At 71.0% G+C, this 14,845-nt stretch carries 10 protein-coding genes; 2 read left to right on the plus strand and 8 right to left on the minus strand.

Going from position 1 to position 14,845, the window contains the following annotated elements; all coding sequences use genetic code 11:
* The first annotated feature begins 89 nt into the window (after positions 1 to 89).
* Positions 90 to 1,508 carry a xylan 1,4-beta-xylosidase gene (locus ABZZ74_RS27970; RefSeq protein ID WP_356769455.1) on the plus strand — a complete coding sequence of 473 codons (1,419 nt, stop codon included), beginning with the start codon at positions 90 to 92 and terminating at the stop codon, positions 1,506 to 1,508.
* Between the two features lie 24 nt (positions 1,509 to 1,532).
* On the opposite strand, the gene ABZZ74_RS27975 is transcribed toward ABZZ74_RS27970, so the two are convergent.
* The 5 genes from ABZZ74_RS27975 to ABZZ74_RS27995 form a co-directional block, all read right to left on the minus strand.
* Positions 1,533 to 5,339, minus strand: coding sequence for a lipopolysaccharide biosynthesis protein (locus ABZZ74_RS27975; protein WP_356769457.1), 3,807 nt, complete (start codon positions 5,337 to 5,339; stop codon positions 1,533 to 1,535).
* Positions 5,332 to 6,132: a polysaccharide deacetylase family protein gene (locus tag ABZZ74_RS27980; RefSeq protein WP_356769459.1), complete on the minus strand. Its 801-nt coding sequence runs from the start codon at positions 6,130 to 6,132 to the stop codon at positions 5,332 to 5,334. Before ABZZ74_RS27980 ends, ABZZ74_RS27975 begins: the two co-directional genes overlap by 8 nt.
* On the minus strand, positions 6,125 to 7,114 hold the full coding sequence (locus ABZZ74_RS27985; protein WP_356769461.1) for a glycosyltransferase family 2 protein: 990 nt from the start codon (positions 7,112 to 7,114) through the stop codon (positions 6,125 to 6,127). Before ABZZ74_RS27985 ends, ABZZ74_RS27980 begins: the two co-directional genes overlap by 8 nt.
* Positions 7,111 to 7,932: a glycosyltransferase family 2 protein gene (locus ABZZ74_RS27990; RefSeq protein ID WP_356769463.1), complete on the minus strand. Its 822-nt coding sequence runs from the start codon at positions 7,930 to 7,932 to the stop codon at positions 7,111 to 7,113. The genes ABZZ74_RS27985 and ABZZ74_RS27990 overlap by 4 nt, the downstream gene beginning before the upstream one ends.
* Positions 7,933 to 8,277: 345 nt before the next feature.
* Positions 8,278 to 8,574, minus strand: coding sequence for a hypothetical protein (locus tag ABZZ74_RS27995; protein ID WP_356769465.1), 297 nt, complete (start codon positions 8,572 to 8,574; stop codon positions 8,278 to 8,280).
* Positions 8,575 to 8,897: 323 nt separating this feature from the next.
* Here ABZZ74_RS27995 and ABZZ74_RS28000 point away from each other — a divergent pair, with 323 nt between their 5' ends.
* A complete protein-coding gene (locus ABZZ74_RS28000; protein ID WP_356769467.1) occupies positions 8,898 to 9,704 on the plus strand; it encodes an SGNH/GDSL hydrolase family protein in 807 nt (268 codons plus the stop codon).
* Positions 9,705 to 9,707: 3 nt separating this feature from the next.
* On the opposite strand, the gene ABZZ74_RS28005 is transcribed toward ABZZ74_RS28000, so the two are convergent.
* Genes ABZZ74_RS28005 through ABZZ74_RS28015 form a run of 3 tightly spaced genes read right to left on the minus strand, consistent with a single transcriptional unit; the run spans position 9,708 to position 14,799 of the window.
* Complete coding sequence (locus ABZZ74_RS28005; protein ID WP_356769469.1) at positions 9,708 to 11,309, minus strand: serine/threonine-protein kinase; 1,602 nt, start codon at positions 11,307 to 11,309, stop codon at positions 9,708 to 9,710.
* 44 nt (positions 11,310 to 11,353) lie between these two features.
* A complete protein-coding gene (locus tag ABZZ74_RS28010) occupies positions 11,354 to 13,027 on the minus strand; it encodes a sulfite exporter TauE/SafE family protein (RefSeq protein WP_356769471.1) in 1,674 nt (557 codons plus the stop codon).
* On the minus strand, positions 13,024 to 14,799 hold the full coding sequence (locus tag ABZZ74_RS28015; RefSeq protein WP_356769473.1) for a tetratricopeptide repeat protein: 1,776 nt from the start codon (positions 14,797 to 14,799) through the stop codon (positions 13,024 to 13,026). Before ABZZ74_RS28015 ends, ABZZ74_RS28010 begins: the two co-directional genes overlap by 4 nt.
* Positions 14,800 to 14,845: the final 46 nt, after the last annotated feature.

Raw genomic sequence — 14,845 nt, forward strand, 5'->3', positions numbered from 1 at the left:
CACGGGATTTCCCCCACGGGAAATGTAGCGAAGCTGTGCATTCACTACATCTGCCCTATCTGGCGCCGACACCGTTACTGTTGGCCTCGATGGGACGTCATGGGTGGACTTCGGGGGCTCGGCGGTGGCGGCTCACCGCACTGCTCGGTGTGGGCGTCGCCGCACTCGCGCTGGTCGTGACCCTGCTCAACACGCTTCCGGACAGCGGCGGCACCAAGGGCACCTCCAAGAACGGCGCCACGGTGCACGGCACCCCGGTGACCCCGCCGGACCAGGACAAGCCCGAGGTCGGCTGGGGCTTCACCCACACCCAGTACAGCTCCGACGAGGGCAGCTCCACCGCGACCGACCGGGTCGAGAAGCTGATCCAGGACGCCCGGGGCATGCCGCAGGACCAGGCGCTCATGGGCTGGGGCGCGGACAACCCCGAGCCGGTGAAGGGCCGTTACGACTTCGACGCGATGGACCGCCGGATCGACTTCATCCGCAAGTCGGGCGGCACCCCGGTCGTCACCCTGTGCTGCGCCCCGGACTGGATGAAGGGCGGCAAGGCCGGTGTCGACAACACCAACTGGAGCCAGTCCGCGCTGGAGACCGCCCCGCAGCCGCAGCACTACGCCGACTTCGCCGCGCTCGCCGCGACCGTGGCCCAGCGCTATCCGGACGTACGGCACTTCGTCGTCTGGAACGAGTTCAAGGGCTTCTGGAACAACTCCAAGGGCCGCTGGGACTACGAGGGGTACACCCGGCTCTACAACCTCGTCTACCGGGCGCTCAAGAAGGTCGACAAGGACATCATGGTCGGCGGGCCGTATCTGGTGATGGACAGTGTCGATCCGCGCGCCGACGAGGCCTCCGCGACCTTCAAGGGACCCTGGGGCGCCATGGACCAGCGGGTCCTGGACGCCTTCGACTACTGGAACGAGCACAAGGCGGGCGCCGACTTCGTCGTCGTCGACGGCTCCAGCTACACCAACGACGACGAGATGAAGCCGGACGAGTTCGGGGCCACCGACAAGCTCACCGCAGTGGGCCGTTGGGTGCGGCAGCAGACGCACGACCTGCCGCTGTGGTGGGCCGAGTACTACGTCGAACCCGCCGACGGCAACGACGACCGCAAGGGCTGGTCCGAGACCCGCCGGGTCGCCGTCCAGGCCGCCGGGATGATCGCGATGGTCAAGGGCGGTGCCTCCTCCGGCTTCTACTGGAACCCGGAGGACGAGAAGGCCGACACCTGCGCGGGCTGTCTGTGGACGCCGACGGACGACTCGCGCGGCGGGCGGAAGCTGCCCATGTTCGACCTGGTCTCCCGGTTCAACCAGGCGTTCCGGCCCGGCACGAGGTACGAGACCGTGTCCGTCGCGGCGGACGACGTGCCCAACGTCCGGGTCCTGGCGAGCGACAGGACCGTCCTGGTGGTCAACACCCTCGACCGGTCGATCAGCGCGCAGATCGACGGCAAGCGGTTCGAGATGCAGGCGTACGAGGTGAAGTGGCTTGAGCGGTAGGCCGCTTCACCCCGTACGCGGACCTCACTTCAGGCTCAGGAACCGTTGCACCAGCGAGGCCAGCAGCACCGCCAGCAGCGGCAGCGAGAACCAGAAGCTGCTCTGCAGCAGGCGCAGTTGGCGCACGCTGGGCCGCATCGCGACCCGGACGACCTCGCGTGCCGTCAGCATCAGGATCAGCGCGAGGGCGGCGAGGGCGCCGACGACCGACCACGGCGTCCAGGTGATCTGCGGACCGATCGGACCCGGGTCGGGCTTGGGCACCTTGCCCTCGGGCTGCTTCCTCAGGGCGTAGATCGTCGCGTCCGCGTTGTCGTACACCTTCTTCAACTCGGGCCGCCGGTCCAGGTTCTGGATCAGCCGGGGTTCCCAGGTGGCCGAGTAGCCGACGTCCATCTGGAGGTAGGTCACCTGACCCGCGTTGATCATCAGGTACGAGTTCGGCCCCGCGTCCTTGAGCGCCTTGACCAGGCTGGAGACCAGGACGGGGTCGGCCGGCGCGAGCGTCGGCACGTAGTCGACCCGCTCCATGTCCTTCGCGCCCCACGGCATCGCCGGGGTCACGTCGTTGACGGTATCGTTGCTGAGCCACAGCAGGCGGACCGTCGGCTTGTCGTGCGCGTAGACGTAGTCCATGGCGGCGACCTCGCCGGGCCGGACGCGTTCGAAGGGCTCGTTGCCCCAGCGGGCCACCAGGAAGCCGCCCATCAGCAGCAGCCCGGCCAGCAGCGCCGCCAGCGGGGCCAGGCTCACCCGGTCCTTGTCCCGCTCCTCGGCGGTGACGCCGGTGCGCGGGAACAGGGCGAGACCGGCCAGCAGGGCCGCGCCGGGCAGGGCGAACATGAACACGCGCAGCGCCATCTCGCCGCCGTAGGACTGCATGCCGAAGCCGAGGAACGGGACGAAGGTGAGCACCAGCAGCGACCGTTCGCGGTACTTGTGGTCGCGCCGGCGCCACCAGCCCCAGCAGGCGAACAGCATCACACCGCCGGCCAGCAGCACGCGTGCGTACAGGACGAGCTTGTGGGTCGAACTGCCGCCCTGGATACGGCCGGAGACGGAGGTGGAGACATTGCTGCCGACGCCGCCGACCCCGCCGAACAGCTCGTCGAAGTGGCCGGACCAGTACGGCTCGGCCATGAAGCCGATCCACACCGCGACCACGACGGCGAACAGGATGGGCAGGCCGCGCAGTTCGGAGCGGCCGACCAGGACGAGCGCCGCGAGCACGCCCAGCATCACGAACGGGGTGAGCTGGTGGGCGGGGACGCTCGCCAGGAACAGGCCGATCAACACGGCCAGCAGGACGGCCTTCTGACGCCGGTCCGCCGGTTCGACCTCCGCCTCGCCGGGACGCCGTCTGGTCCAGATCACGCGCGGTTCGCGGAACCAGACCAGCAGGATCGCCACGAACGCCAGGTAGAGCAGGTAGGTGAAGCCCTGCGGGGAGAAGTAGTCCTGGCCGACCCAGCCGCTGAGGACGAAGATCCAGATGCCGGTCCACTTGGCGCGCCAGCTCGCCCGCAGCGAGCGGACGAGGAGGAACATCGGCGCCAGATAAAGGAGTTGGATGGTCAGTGGCCACCAGCGGATCAGGTCGGTGAGGTCGGTGACCCCGCAGGCCCTGGTCACGAACGCGGCGACCGCGAAGAAGCCCGGCCAGCTCCAGCGCGCGTCCAGGTCGGGCACGGCCGAGCCGGTCCGGTCGATGTAGTCGAGGAAGCCCAGGTGCTGCCAGGCCGTCGGGAACCGCGGCTCGGTCTCGATCACCGCGGGCAGCGCGTGCAGTGACACCACGGTCGCCAGCAGGGTGATGAGCAGCAGTGCCTTGTGCTCGCGGCCCAGCCACAGCAGCGAGCCGAACACCGCGATCAGCAGCGCGGCTCCGACCAGCGTCGGCAGCGGCAGCACCGAGATCAGCCCGAGCCCGCCCATGCGGTCCAGGTCGCTCTCGCCGAGCCGTAGCGCGGGCACCCAGTACAGCAGCAGGGCGGCGACCAGCAGACAGCCCAGGACCAGCCCGAGCCGCGTGGGCCGCAGCCGCTGACGCCAGGACAGGGCGGGCGGCTCGGGCTCGCGCACCTCTTCCCGTACGGGCGTCTCCGCCGGCGCGGCCGACGGCTCCCGTACGGCCTTTTCGGCGAGCTCTGCCTCGAAGGGCGCGTCGACCTCCAGCTCGGCCGGCCCCAGCGAGGCCTCCGAACCGGGCTCCCGCTCCTCCACCGGCAGCCCGACCTGCGGCTGCTTCGCCCAGGTCGGCCGGTGGTCCGGGCGTACGGCGGGCGTGCCGGTGGGCGGGGTGCCCGGTCCCGGGCGGACGTCCGGGCGCCGTTCCTGGTGGTCGAAGTCGACGTGGATGCCGAGCGCGAGGGTGTCGGTGTCCAGCGCCCAGGCCGGTCCGCGCCGGCGCGGCTTCTCGCTCGCTGATACCTCGCGCGCACCCAGATCGGCGAGGTCCCCGTCGGGCGCCGCGTCCGCGGGCAGTTCGGCGGGGGCGGCCCGCACCGTGCGGTACAGCTTGGGCGCGGCGATGGCGACGATCACGGCGAGCGAGGAGATCTCGGCGACACCGGCGCCGGTCAGCCCCATCCGGGGGAGCAGCAGCAGGGTCAGTCCGAGCACCAGCACACACAACAGGCCCTGCAGCCAGGCCAGTCCGGCGGTGCGGCTCTGGGCGCGCAGCACCGCGAAGTACGTCTCCATCACGACCCGGAGCAGCGCGCCGACGGCGAACCAGCGCAGCAGCGGGGTCGCCGCGTCCGCATAGCCCGAGCCGAAGACGCCGAGGATGTACGGCGCCCCGAGGAACAGCAGCCCGCAGATCGGCACCATGATCCGGGCCATCCGCCGGAGCGCGGCCCGGGTGTTGGCGGCGAGCCGGGCCGGGTCGTGCGAGCCCTCGACGGTCAGCGAGGCACCCATGTTGATGGCGAGCAGGTTGATCGTGCCGCCGATCGTGGTGGTGATGTAGAAGTACGCGTTGTCCTCGGAGCTGACCTGCGAGGCGATGATGACCGGCACGAGGTAGACCACGGCGAGCGAGAACAGCGAGCCCGTGTAGTCGCCGGCGAGGAACGTGCCGATCTCCTTGACCGTCGGCGGCTTCGCGTGGTCCTCGGTCGCCCTGATGTGCCGGGGCACCAGTCTGCGGAAGACCAGGATGCCGAGTGGCACCACGGAGGTGGCGATCGCCAGGACCCAGGACAGGAAGACACCGGTCGTCGGCATCGAGGCGGCGAGCCCGATCAGCAGCGCCAGCTTCACCGCGGAGAACACGGTGTTGCCGACAGGCACCCAGGGCGCGCTGCGCAGCCCGGTCAGCACCCCGTCCTGCAGCGTGAGCAGGTTCCAGGCGGCGACCGCCATGATGAAGCCGAGGCCCTTGACCGCTCCGTGCAGGAAGGCGTACGACGGCCCCCAGGTGTCCAGCGTCAGCAGGAACACGCCCGCCGCGAACGACACCACGACGCAACTCGCCGCGTACGTACGGAAGATGAAGCGCCCGGTGCTGCGTCCGGCGACCGGGATGAAGCGGGCCAGGGCGCCGGTCAGGGTCACCGCGGTCAGGCCCGCCAGCAGCTTCATCGCGGCGATCGCGGCCGAGCCCTGGCCCACCGCCGTGTCGGAGTAGTAGCGGGCGGCGACCAGCCAGTACCCGAGGCCCAGCACCGCGGAGATACCGGTGTTGAGCATCAGGGCGTAGGCGTTGCGGAACAGCGGGCTGCCGCCCCGGGACCGGCCGAGCCCGGGCAGCCGGAGACGGCGCCCCTGCTGCTCGGGCGCCTCGGTCGGGGGCTGGGCCTCGGTTGTCGTGGTCGTCGTGTCAGACACGGGAACGGATGGCCTTCCGGCGGACCTGACGTGCTCTGCGGACCAGGGCGTACCCCTTGGTGAGGGCACGGTCCCCGGCGAAGGTGCGGGCGATCGAACGGCCTTCGAGAAGGCGTCCGAACTCCTCGATCCCGGTGCTGCGGCGCACGGTGACCCGCCGCAGCGCGTACGGGCCCTGACGGCGGCGCGCGAGGGTGTTGCCGACGGCGAGCGCCTGGGCGTACCCGCTCTCCCGGACGGCCTCGCGCACCCGGCGGCTGGAGTAGCCGTACGGGTAGGCGAAGGAGGCGGGGGCGGTGCCCAGTTCGTCGGCGACGATCTCCCGGCACCGGCTCAGCTCGTACCGCAGCCTGTCGTCGTCGAGCTGGTCGAGCTGCGGATGGGTGTGGCTGTGGCCGCCGATCTCGACGTCCGCCGCGGCCAGTTCGCGCACCTGGTCCCAGTCGAGCATGGTGTCGAGGCCGCCCCCGGTGTCGTACGCGCCCTTGATCCAGCCCGTGGAGACGAACAGGGTCGAGGCGAAGCCGTGCTTGGCGAGCACGGGCAGGGCGTGCCGGTGCACGCCCTCGTAGCCGTCGTCGAAGGTGATCAGGACGGGACGCGGCGGCAGCGGCCCCCCCGTGCGCCAACCGGCCGCCAGATCGGCGGTGTCGACGGGGGTGAACCCGAGGTCGCCGATCATCGCCATCTGCTCGGAGAACGCCTCGGGCGCGACCGACAGGGCACGCGTGGCGTCGTTCGGCGCGGTCGCCACCGAGTGGTACATCAGGATCGGCACCGGTGCTTCAGTCATCGGATCCCCCCTCGATCTCGACCACCGAGAACGTGGCCCCGCCGCGGCGGGCCCGTACGCTCCCCACGACGTATCCGCCGGCCGCCGTCAGGACCCCGGCGACAATGGCCCCGGCCCGCCCCGCTCCGCCCGGCCGGGCCAGTACGGCGTCCCGCAGCCCGCGTACCACCCCGGCCGGCAGCACCCGGGTGGTGTACCGGCGTTCGGACTCGAGCCCCTTGTCCGCGCCCACACTGCGTGCCACCAGTGCCTTGGACAGCCCCTCGGCGTAGGCGCGGGTGCGGAAGTACCCGAAGTGCTCGCGCGCCGCGGGCACCCGGTGGTGGATCACCGCCCGGTCGTCGATGAGCAGGACGGCGTCGGGCCTGGCCCGGCTGAGCCGGATGCACAGCTCCGTCTCCTCGCAGCCCAGTGGCCGCTTGTCGCCGTCGCGTCCGATGCCGGTCGCGAAACCGCCCGCCGCGTCGAACGCCGTACGACGGAACGAGGCGTTGCCGCCGAGGACGTTGCGCACCCGCACCCGGCCCGGCGGCAGCCCCCGGTAGGTGCAGCCCACCACCCAGTCGAACTCCTCCGGGAACCAGGCCGGACGGCGCCCCGACGCCCAGACGGGCATCGTGCGTCCGCCGACGGCCATCACCCGGGGATCGGTGTAGGCCTCGGTGAAGCGGAGCAGCCAGTCGCGCTCGGCGACGGCGTCGTCGTCGAGGAAGGCGAGCACCTCGCCGCGGGAGGCCGCGATGCCGGTGTTGCGGCCGGCGGACAGGCCACGGGGGCCCGCGTTGGGGAGCACCCGTACGTCTGCGGTCTCCTTGTACTCCTTGGTGAGTCGTTCCAGCAGGGTCGGATTGTGGTCGACGACCAGCAGGGTCTCCAGAGCGGGCCGCGACTGCGCGCGCACCGAGGCGACCGCGGCGAGGATGTCCTCCCAGCGGTCCTCGGTGTAGACGCAGATCACGACGGAGACGTCGAGATCGCTCAAGACACCTCTCCCCGCACCGAGTCGAGCATCGGCGAGTGGTGTTCCTGCCGGCGCAGCTCACGCCGGTTGGAGCGCTCCTTGAGGATGACCTTCAGCACCCGGAACCCGTCCCGCACGGCGCGCAGATTGCTGGCGCCGTGGATGCGCAGGTACTCGTAGCTGGGGATCTCCTGCACCTTCAACCCGGCCTTGACCACCCGGATGTTGATGAGCGTCTCGATCTCGAAGCCGGTGCAGTCGAGGGAGATCTTGTCCAGGCAGTGCCGCCAGAACGCGTTGTAGCCGTAGCAGAGGTCGGTGTAGCGGGCGCCGAACTTGCGGTTGACGATCGTGCACAGCGCCCAGTTGCCGAGCTTGCGGATGAAGGTCATGTCGTCGGTGCCGCCGCCGTTGGCGAAGCGTGAGCCCTTGGCGAAGTCGGCGCCGGAGACCAGGGCGGAGACGTACGAGACGATCTCACCGCCGTCGGCCGAGCCGTCCGCGTCGACCATGACGATGATGTCGCCGGTGCAGGCCTCGAACCCGGTGATCAGGGCGTCCCCCTTGCCCTTGCCCCGCTGCTCGACGACCTTGACCTTCGGCCACAGTTCACGGGCCACTTCGACGGTGTCGTCCGTGGAGTTGCCGTCCACCAGGACCACTTCGTGTATCCAGTCCGGCAGCGTCTTGAAGACGTAGGGGAGATTCTCCGCCTCGTTCATGGCGGGAATCACCACGCTCACCGGTGGTGCGATGGCCAGATGCGAGGAGATCGGCCGGTATTGGGCGGCGGCTGACGGGCCTTCGCCCGTGGTGGCCGGCCGCAGTACGGAACTCATGAGTCTGGTCCCTCTCGTCCGGTGGACCGCCCGCCCCTGGGCGGCCCGGTTTTGTGTCCGGTTCGAAAGGGGGGTTCACGCCTGGGCATGACGAAAAGGAACTCCGTGCACGCCGAAGCGAGCTGGCAGAACTGGCCGTCTGCCGTGACGACGGCAGCCGACCGCGCGGCACGACTCGGTCACAAGTGCGGTCACCGAGCACGGCACCCCCCTACCGCGCCCCGCCCCCGGTAGCCATCGCGGTCCTGAGCCCTCCCCTGGAGCCGCTGAGTGATGGTCCGATGCGGGTGAGATGTACGACGGTATTGACGATTGAGCATGTATGGCAAGGCCTGAAACCAGGCCTCACCTTTTTGTTGGTTTGACCGTTACACAACTTAGAAGCAGAAGTGCGCAACTGATCACGGTCACGGCAATGATCCCGCCGTGTACGGACCAGCGGTGGACGGCCAACATGCCCTGAGCCACGAGCATGTTCAGGACGACCGCGCCCGCGATGGCGGCGAGTGTGCGGCCGAAGGGTTCCAGCCCGCGCAGCGCGGCCGCGATGGCGGTCGCCGGCGCCGCGAGCAGGAAGAACAGGGTGAGCGGACCGCGCAGCGCGGAGCCGGAGTCGACCAGCGCGAGCAGCGCGCCGAACACCCCCACGGCCGTCGCGGCCCCCGCGAGCAGAGGTGCCAGGTCCCTCCCCGGACCGGGCCCCGCCCGCTCTGTGCCGCTGACGTCCGACGGTCTCTTGATACGGATGGTCTGCATTGGCGACTTTGCCCCCCAGCGCGCCGGATGCCGGACTTCAATGTCGCGCAGGCGAACAGGGGGCGTCAAGGCGCGAACAAGGCACACACCTGTTCCCTGCGCTTCCCGTCCGGTCCCCAATGCACCGAAAAGCTTGACATGGACACTTCCCCTCAACACGCGTAGTTGGTACGACGGTTATGGCAGAGATCCTGCTAAAGGGAGGTTCCATGAGACGTTCCCGATTTGCCGTCTTCGTGAGCTCGATCCTCCTCGCCGCCGGCACGGCCCTCACCGGGGCCACGGCGGCGCAGGCGTCCCCGCAGGCCGCCGCCACGGGCTATGTGGCCCTCGGCGACTCCTACTCCTCGGGAGTCGGCGCGGGCAGCTACATCGGCTCCAGCGGCGACTGCGACCGCAGCACCAAGGCGTACCCCTACCTCTGGGCCGCGGCCCATTCACCCTCGACGTTCGACTTCACCGCTTGTTCCGGCGCCCGTACGGGTGATGTTCTGGCGAACCAACTCGGGCCGCTCAGCAGCGCCACCGGCCTGGTCTCCATCACCATCGGAGGCAACGACGCCGGCTTCTCCGACGTCATGACCACCTGCGTCCTGCAGTCCGACAGCTCCTGCCTCTCCCGGATCAACACCGCGAAGGCGTACGTCGACTCCACGCTGCCGGGCCAGCTCGACAAGGTCTACTCGGCGATCAGCGCCAAAGCCCCGAACGCCCGTGTGGTCGTTCTCGGCTACCCCCGCTTCTACCGGCTCGGCACGACCTGCGTCGGCCTCTCCGACAGCAAGCGGAAGGCGATCAACGACGCGGCGGACTACCTGGACACCGCCATCAACAAGGCGGCGGCGAACCACGGCTTCGCCTTCGGCGATGTCCGCACCACCTTCACCGGCCACGAGATCTGCTCCGGCAGCTCCTGGCTGCACAGCCTCAACCTGCTGAGCATCGGCGAGTCGTACCACCCGACCGCCGCCGGCCAGTCGGGCGGCTATCTGCCCGTGCTGACCGGAGCGGTCTGACCCTCACGAGGTCGGTGAGGCGGACGTACTGGGGGAGGCCCCGCCCGTCGGGGTCTCCGCCACACAGTTCAGTGAAAACGGAACCGAGTTGGACGTCGCGCTCACCGGATCGCGCACCTCCACGCTGATCACGTCCTGGAAGGTCCCCTCGCTGTCACGCGTGGTGATGAACTGCCGGTCCTGCCGGGACTTGCCCCCGCCCGCCGGGAACGACAGCGTCTTCCACCCCCCGGACAGCGAGTCGTTCTTCGTCACCCAGCGGTAGGTCACCGTCGCCGGAAGACGCCCGACCGTGAACGTGGCGGTGAAGGTGGGGGCCTGAGACTTCGATGGCGGGCAGGTTCCGGAGTAGTCGTTGTTGGCCCCCGCCAGCGTGACGCTCACGGACTGGGGAGCCGTCGTACGACCACTGCTCTTGCTCGGGGGCGGACTCGACGCGCCGCCTCCCCGCGAGGTGTCCCCGGCGGTCGGCGAAGTCCCGCTCTCGGTGCGGGTCTTGCCCGCGTTGTTCCCGTCCCCGTTGCCCTTGTCGCGGTTGAGCAGCGCGTACGTCAGCCCGGCGATGGCCAGCGCCAGCACGACCACGCCGGTCACCAGGACGACACCGGCCCGGCGACCGCGCTCCGGCGGGGCCGAGGCCGCCGTGGTCCCGGAAGAGGGCGTCGGCCGGGTCCGCGCCGTCGGGTAAGGCATCGGCGGGGTCGGCGAGGGGGACTCCGGGAAGGCCGCGACGGTCGGGGCGTACGACGACCCCTGCGCCCAGTCCGCGCCGGGCGTGCCCCCGGCCGCGATCAGCCGGAGATCCTGCTCGGCCCGCTCGGCCGACATCCGCTGCGCCGGGTCCTTGCGCAGCAGCCCCTCGATCACCGGTGTCAGCGGTCCGGCCCGGTGCGGCGGCGGAAGCTCCTCGTCGACGATCGCGCGCAGGGTGCTCAGCGGAGTGTTCTGCCGGAAGGGGGAGTTGCCCTCGACGGCCGCGTACAGCAGCACGCCGAGCGACCACAGATCGGACTCCGGCCCCGGCGTACGGCCCAGCGCACGCTCCGGCGCCAGGAACTCGGGCGAGCCGATCACCTCGCCGGTCATGGTCAGCGCCGAGCTGCCCTCGACCTGCGCGATGCCGAAGTCGGTGAGGACCACCCGGTCGTCGTTGGACAGCAGCACGTTGGCCGGCTTGACGTCCCGGTGCAGCACCCCGGCGGCGTGCGCGGCCCGCAGCGCGGCCAGCACCTCGGCACCGATGTGCGCCGTCCGCCGCGGGTCCAAAGGGCCCTCCGCGTCGAGCAGTTCCGCCAGCGAGATGCCGCGGACCAGCTCCATGACGATCCAGGGCCGGCCGTCCTGCGTGGCCACGTCGTACACGGTGACGACATTGCGGTTGGCGACCCGGGCCGCCGCCCACGCCTCGCGCTCCAGTCGGGCGTACAGCCGCTCCACGTCCGCGGTCGGAAGACCGGCGGGAGCGCGCACCTCCTTGACCGCGACCTCGCGGTGCAGCACCTCGTCGCGGGCCCGCCACACCGTCCCCATGCCGCCCTCACCGAGGGGGGACAGGAGGCGGTAGCGGCCCGCGATCACACGTTCCCTGCCGGGTTCTCCGGACACCGACGCCCCCCACGGCATCTGACCTGATTCATTCACAAAGTAGCTCATCCGAGTGCGGATGCCGCCCCCTTGAGGACCAGCCCCGCCCCCAGGGCCACGACGACCAGGGCGGATCCCAGCGGTGCGGTCCTGCGCAGCAGGGCCGCCATGGGGTGCGTGGTCCAGCGGGGGCGCCTGTCCAGCACCCGATTCATTCCCGTACCCAGCTTCACCACGGCGAACCCGGCCGCGGTGAGGGTGAGGGCGAGCCCGATGCCGTAGGCGACCACGAGCAGCAGCCCGAACCAGGCCTGCCCGAGCGCCGCCGCGCCGACCAGCACGACGACGGCGGAGGGGCTGGGCACCATGCCGCCGGCGAAGCCCAGGAGGATCGTGCCGCGCAGGGTGGGGGCGGTGGAGTGCGTGTGGGTGAAGCCGCCGTGCGTGTGCTCGACCGTGGCGTCGTCGTGGGTGTGGCCGTGGTGGCTGTGGTCGTGGTGATGGTGGTGGTCGTGCCGGTGCTCGTGTTCGTGCTCGTGCGTGTGGTCCTGCTCGTGGTGATGGTGGTGGGGGTGTTCCGTCGTCGTTGTCGCGCCGTGGGCGCCCACCAACTCCAACTCCGGTGCGGGAGCCGTTTCGTGGTGGTCGTGGTGGTCGTGGTGGTCGTGGTGATCGTGATGAAGGTGCTGGGTGTGATGCGCGGGCGCGCGGTTGCGCCAGGCCCGGCGTACGAGGTTCGCGCCCGCCAGCAGGACCAGGACGCCGCTCGCCAGGCCCAGCCAGGCGATCACCGAGGGGGTCGCCGCGGAGCCGGCCGTGACCAGGACGCCCAGGGCCACGACGCCGAGGGTGTGGGTGACCGTCACCGAGGCGGCCAGTGGGAGGACGTCCCTGAGGCGGGCCCGGCCGCCGCGCGCCGCCGCCGTGGCCGCCATCAGCGTCTTGCCGTGGCCGGGGGCGAGGGCGTGCATCGCGCCCAGGACGATCGCGATGAGCAGGGCGAGCGCCGCGAAGCCGACGGTGAGGTGGTTGCGGGCGACCAGGTTGTTCAGGTCCTGCGTCCAGCGGTCGGCGCCGCGGGGGAGTATGGAGGCGCCGGGGGCCTGCGTCTTCTCCGGGGCCAGCGCGGGGCCACCGGGCCGCACGCGCAGGGTCGCGGACGAGGTGTCGGCGGGGGAGGAGAGCAACGCCTTGGGGTAGCTGGTGAGTTCATGGGAGACGGACGTCTTCGGTACGTCCGTCGCGGTGAGCGTCATCCGGTCGCCGCGCGCGGTGATCTCGCGCCAGCCGGGTCCCGTGGTCAACCCGGCACTGTGGAAGCCGACCCGGACGGTCTCGGCCTTGGGCAGTGGTGTCGTCAGCCGGCACTCCACGCGGAGGGTGTGCAGACCGGCCTGGCCCGGGCGCAGACGTGCCGTGCTGCTGGCGACGGTCAGCGCGGCAGTACGGTCGTCCACGGTGACTTTGCTGCCCTCGGCCGCCTTCGCGCACCGCTCCTTCGCCCACTCGGTCATGCCGAGCCGCTCGAGGTCCGGCTTGGCCTGGGTCGCCGGGATCTCGGCGAGGTCCTCGACGTGGTCCACGCGCAGGGTGCCGGGTGCGGCCACCAGGCCGTCGTACCGGTTGACGGTGAAGTTGCCGAGGGGATGCGCGCTCGCGCTGGTGGAAGGAGCCAGCGCGAGCGCGCAGGCCGCCGTGAGGACGGCGGCTGTGGAGGCGAGCAGACGACGACAGCTCACTTTGCCGCCTCCAGGTCCTTGAGCGCCTTACGGGCCTCACGGGCGCCCAGCGGCGAGAAGCCGGGGTTCAGCTTCAGCGCGGCCTGCAGGGAGGCGAGGGCGTCGTTCGTGTGGCCGGTGGCGCGTTCGATCATGCCGCGGTGGTAGATGAACGAGGCGTTGCGGTATCCGGTGGCCGTGGCCTGCCTGGCGTAGGGCAGGGCCTCGGCGTCCTTGCCGTTGACGTGCAGGGCCCAGGCGAGGGCGTCGGCGGTGTGCACGGTGTGGCGGCGGGCCCATTCGGCGCGGGCGGCGCGCAGGGCGGCGGCCCTGTCGCCGTGGTCGGCTGCGGCGAGGGCGGTGTCGAGGTCGGCGTTGACGCCGTTCGCGCGGGCGAGGGCGATCCAGGCGTCGACCAGGGCGTACTGGTCGCGGGCCTTGGTCTCGTCGCCCTTTGCCGCCCGGTCCTGGTACATCTCGCCGAGTTCGACGAGGGGTTGGGGCAGCGGATAGCGGGCGACGACCTGTTCCATGCCCTTGATCGCGGCCGCCTTGTCGCCGGTCGCCCACTGGGCGCGGGCGCGCCCCTCGAGCGCCGGGAGGTAGTTCTCGTCGGCGGCGAGGGCGCGGGCGTAGTCGGTGAGGGCCGTGCGGTAGTCGCCCTGGTTCCAGGCGAGCAGGCCCAGTTGGGCGGCGACGTAGGAGATGTCGCCGGGGGTGGTGGAGGAGGCCAGGGCCTGTTCCAGGACCCGTCGTGCCGTCTTCACGTCGCCGCGCAGTTCGTGGACGTACGCGTAGCGGGTGAAGACGGGGACGCCCGGGCGGCGGGCGTCGGCGGTGTCGGCGGCCTTCGAGGCGTCGGCGTAGCGGCCGAGTTCGACGAGGGCGTCGATGCGGGAGGAGAGGGCGTTCTGGCTGTAGGGGTTCTCCTTCAGGATCCGGTCCGCGTAGGCCAGGGCGTCCTTGAAGTCGTGGCGGGCCGCCGCGAGGGCCGCCTGTCCGGTGATGGCCTGCTCGTTGCCGGGCCGCACCTGGAGGGAGCGCTTCAGTGCCTTCTCGGCCTGCGGGTAGCGCGAGGGGTCGCCCTTGGTGCGGGCCTGCTCGACGTAGGCGAGGCCGAGGGAGGCCCAGCTGCCGTAGTCCCTTGGCTGGGCGCGGAGTTGGGCCTGCAGGGCGGCGATGCTCGCGTCGATGCTGCCGCTGGAGAGCAGTGCCGGGGAGATGGCGCTGGGGGCCGCCGCGACCGGGGTGCTCGCGGTCTTGTCCCGGATGGCCCCGTAGGCGATCGAACCGGCGGTGAGCGCGACGGCCAACAGCACGGCGGTCCCGCCGAGTTGAACGACCCGCAACCGCCGCCCGGCAGCCGACACCCGCCGCACGGCGGCGACGCGCTCATCAGCGCCTACGACCTCCCCGTCCACGGAGGACTCGGCACCGCTGCCAACGACCGGGAAAGCCGCGCCCCTCTCGGCGCCCGACGCCTCGGCCCCGCTAGCCACCGGGAGGGGGAGCGCGGCTTTCTTCGCAGCCGGTGGCTCCGCATCGGTGCCCTTCGGCGTGTGCGGCTCCGTGTCCGCATCGCGGCCCGGTGTCGTGGCGACCGTCGTGGCGACCGCCTCCGCGTTCCTGTTCGTTTCCGTGCGTGAGGAGTGCGCGTCGGTCTGCGGGGTCGAGGGGCTCTTGGCGTCCCGTTGTTCCTCGACCGCCGGCGCGACGGCGGCGGATTCGGGGGGAGTGGTCGGCGCGGGGCCGTCCTCCCGCTCCGGCTCGGTGTCGTTCGTGCGCGGGGCCATGCCCTCTCCTCAATCGGCTTGCGGTGTACAGAAGTTGTGGGCGGCG

Origin of the sequence: Streptomyces sp. NPDC006476, assembly GCF_040612015.1 — a bacterium.
GTDB lineage: Bacteria > Actinomycetota > Actinomycetes > Streptomycetales > Streptomycetaceae > Streptomyces > Streptomyces griseorubiginosus_B.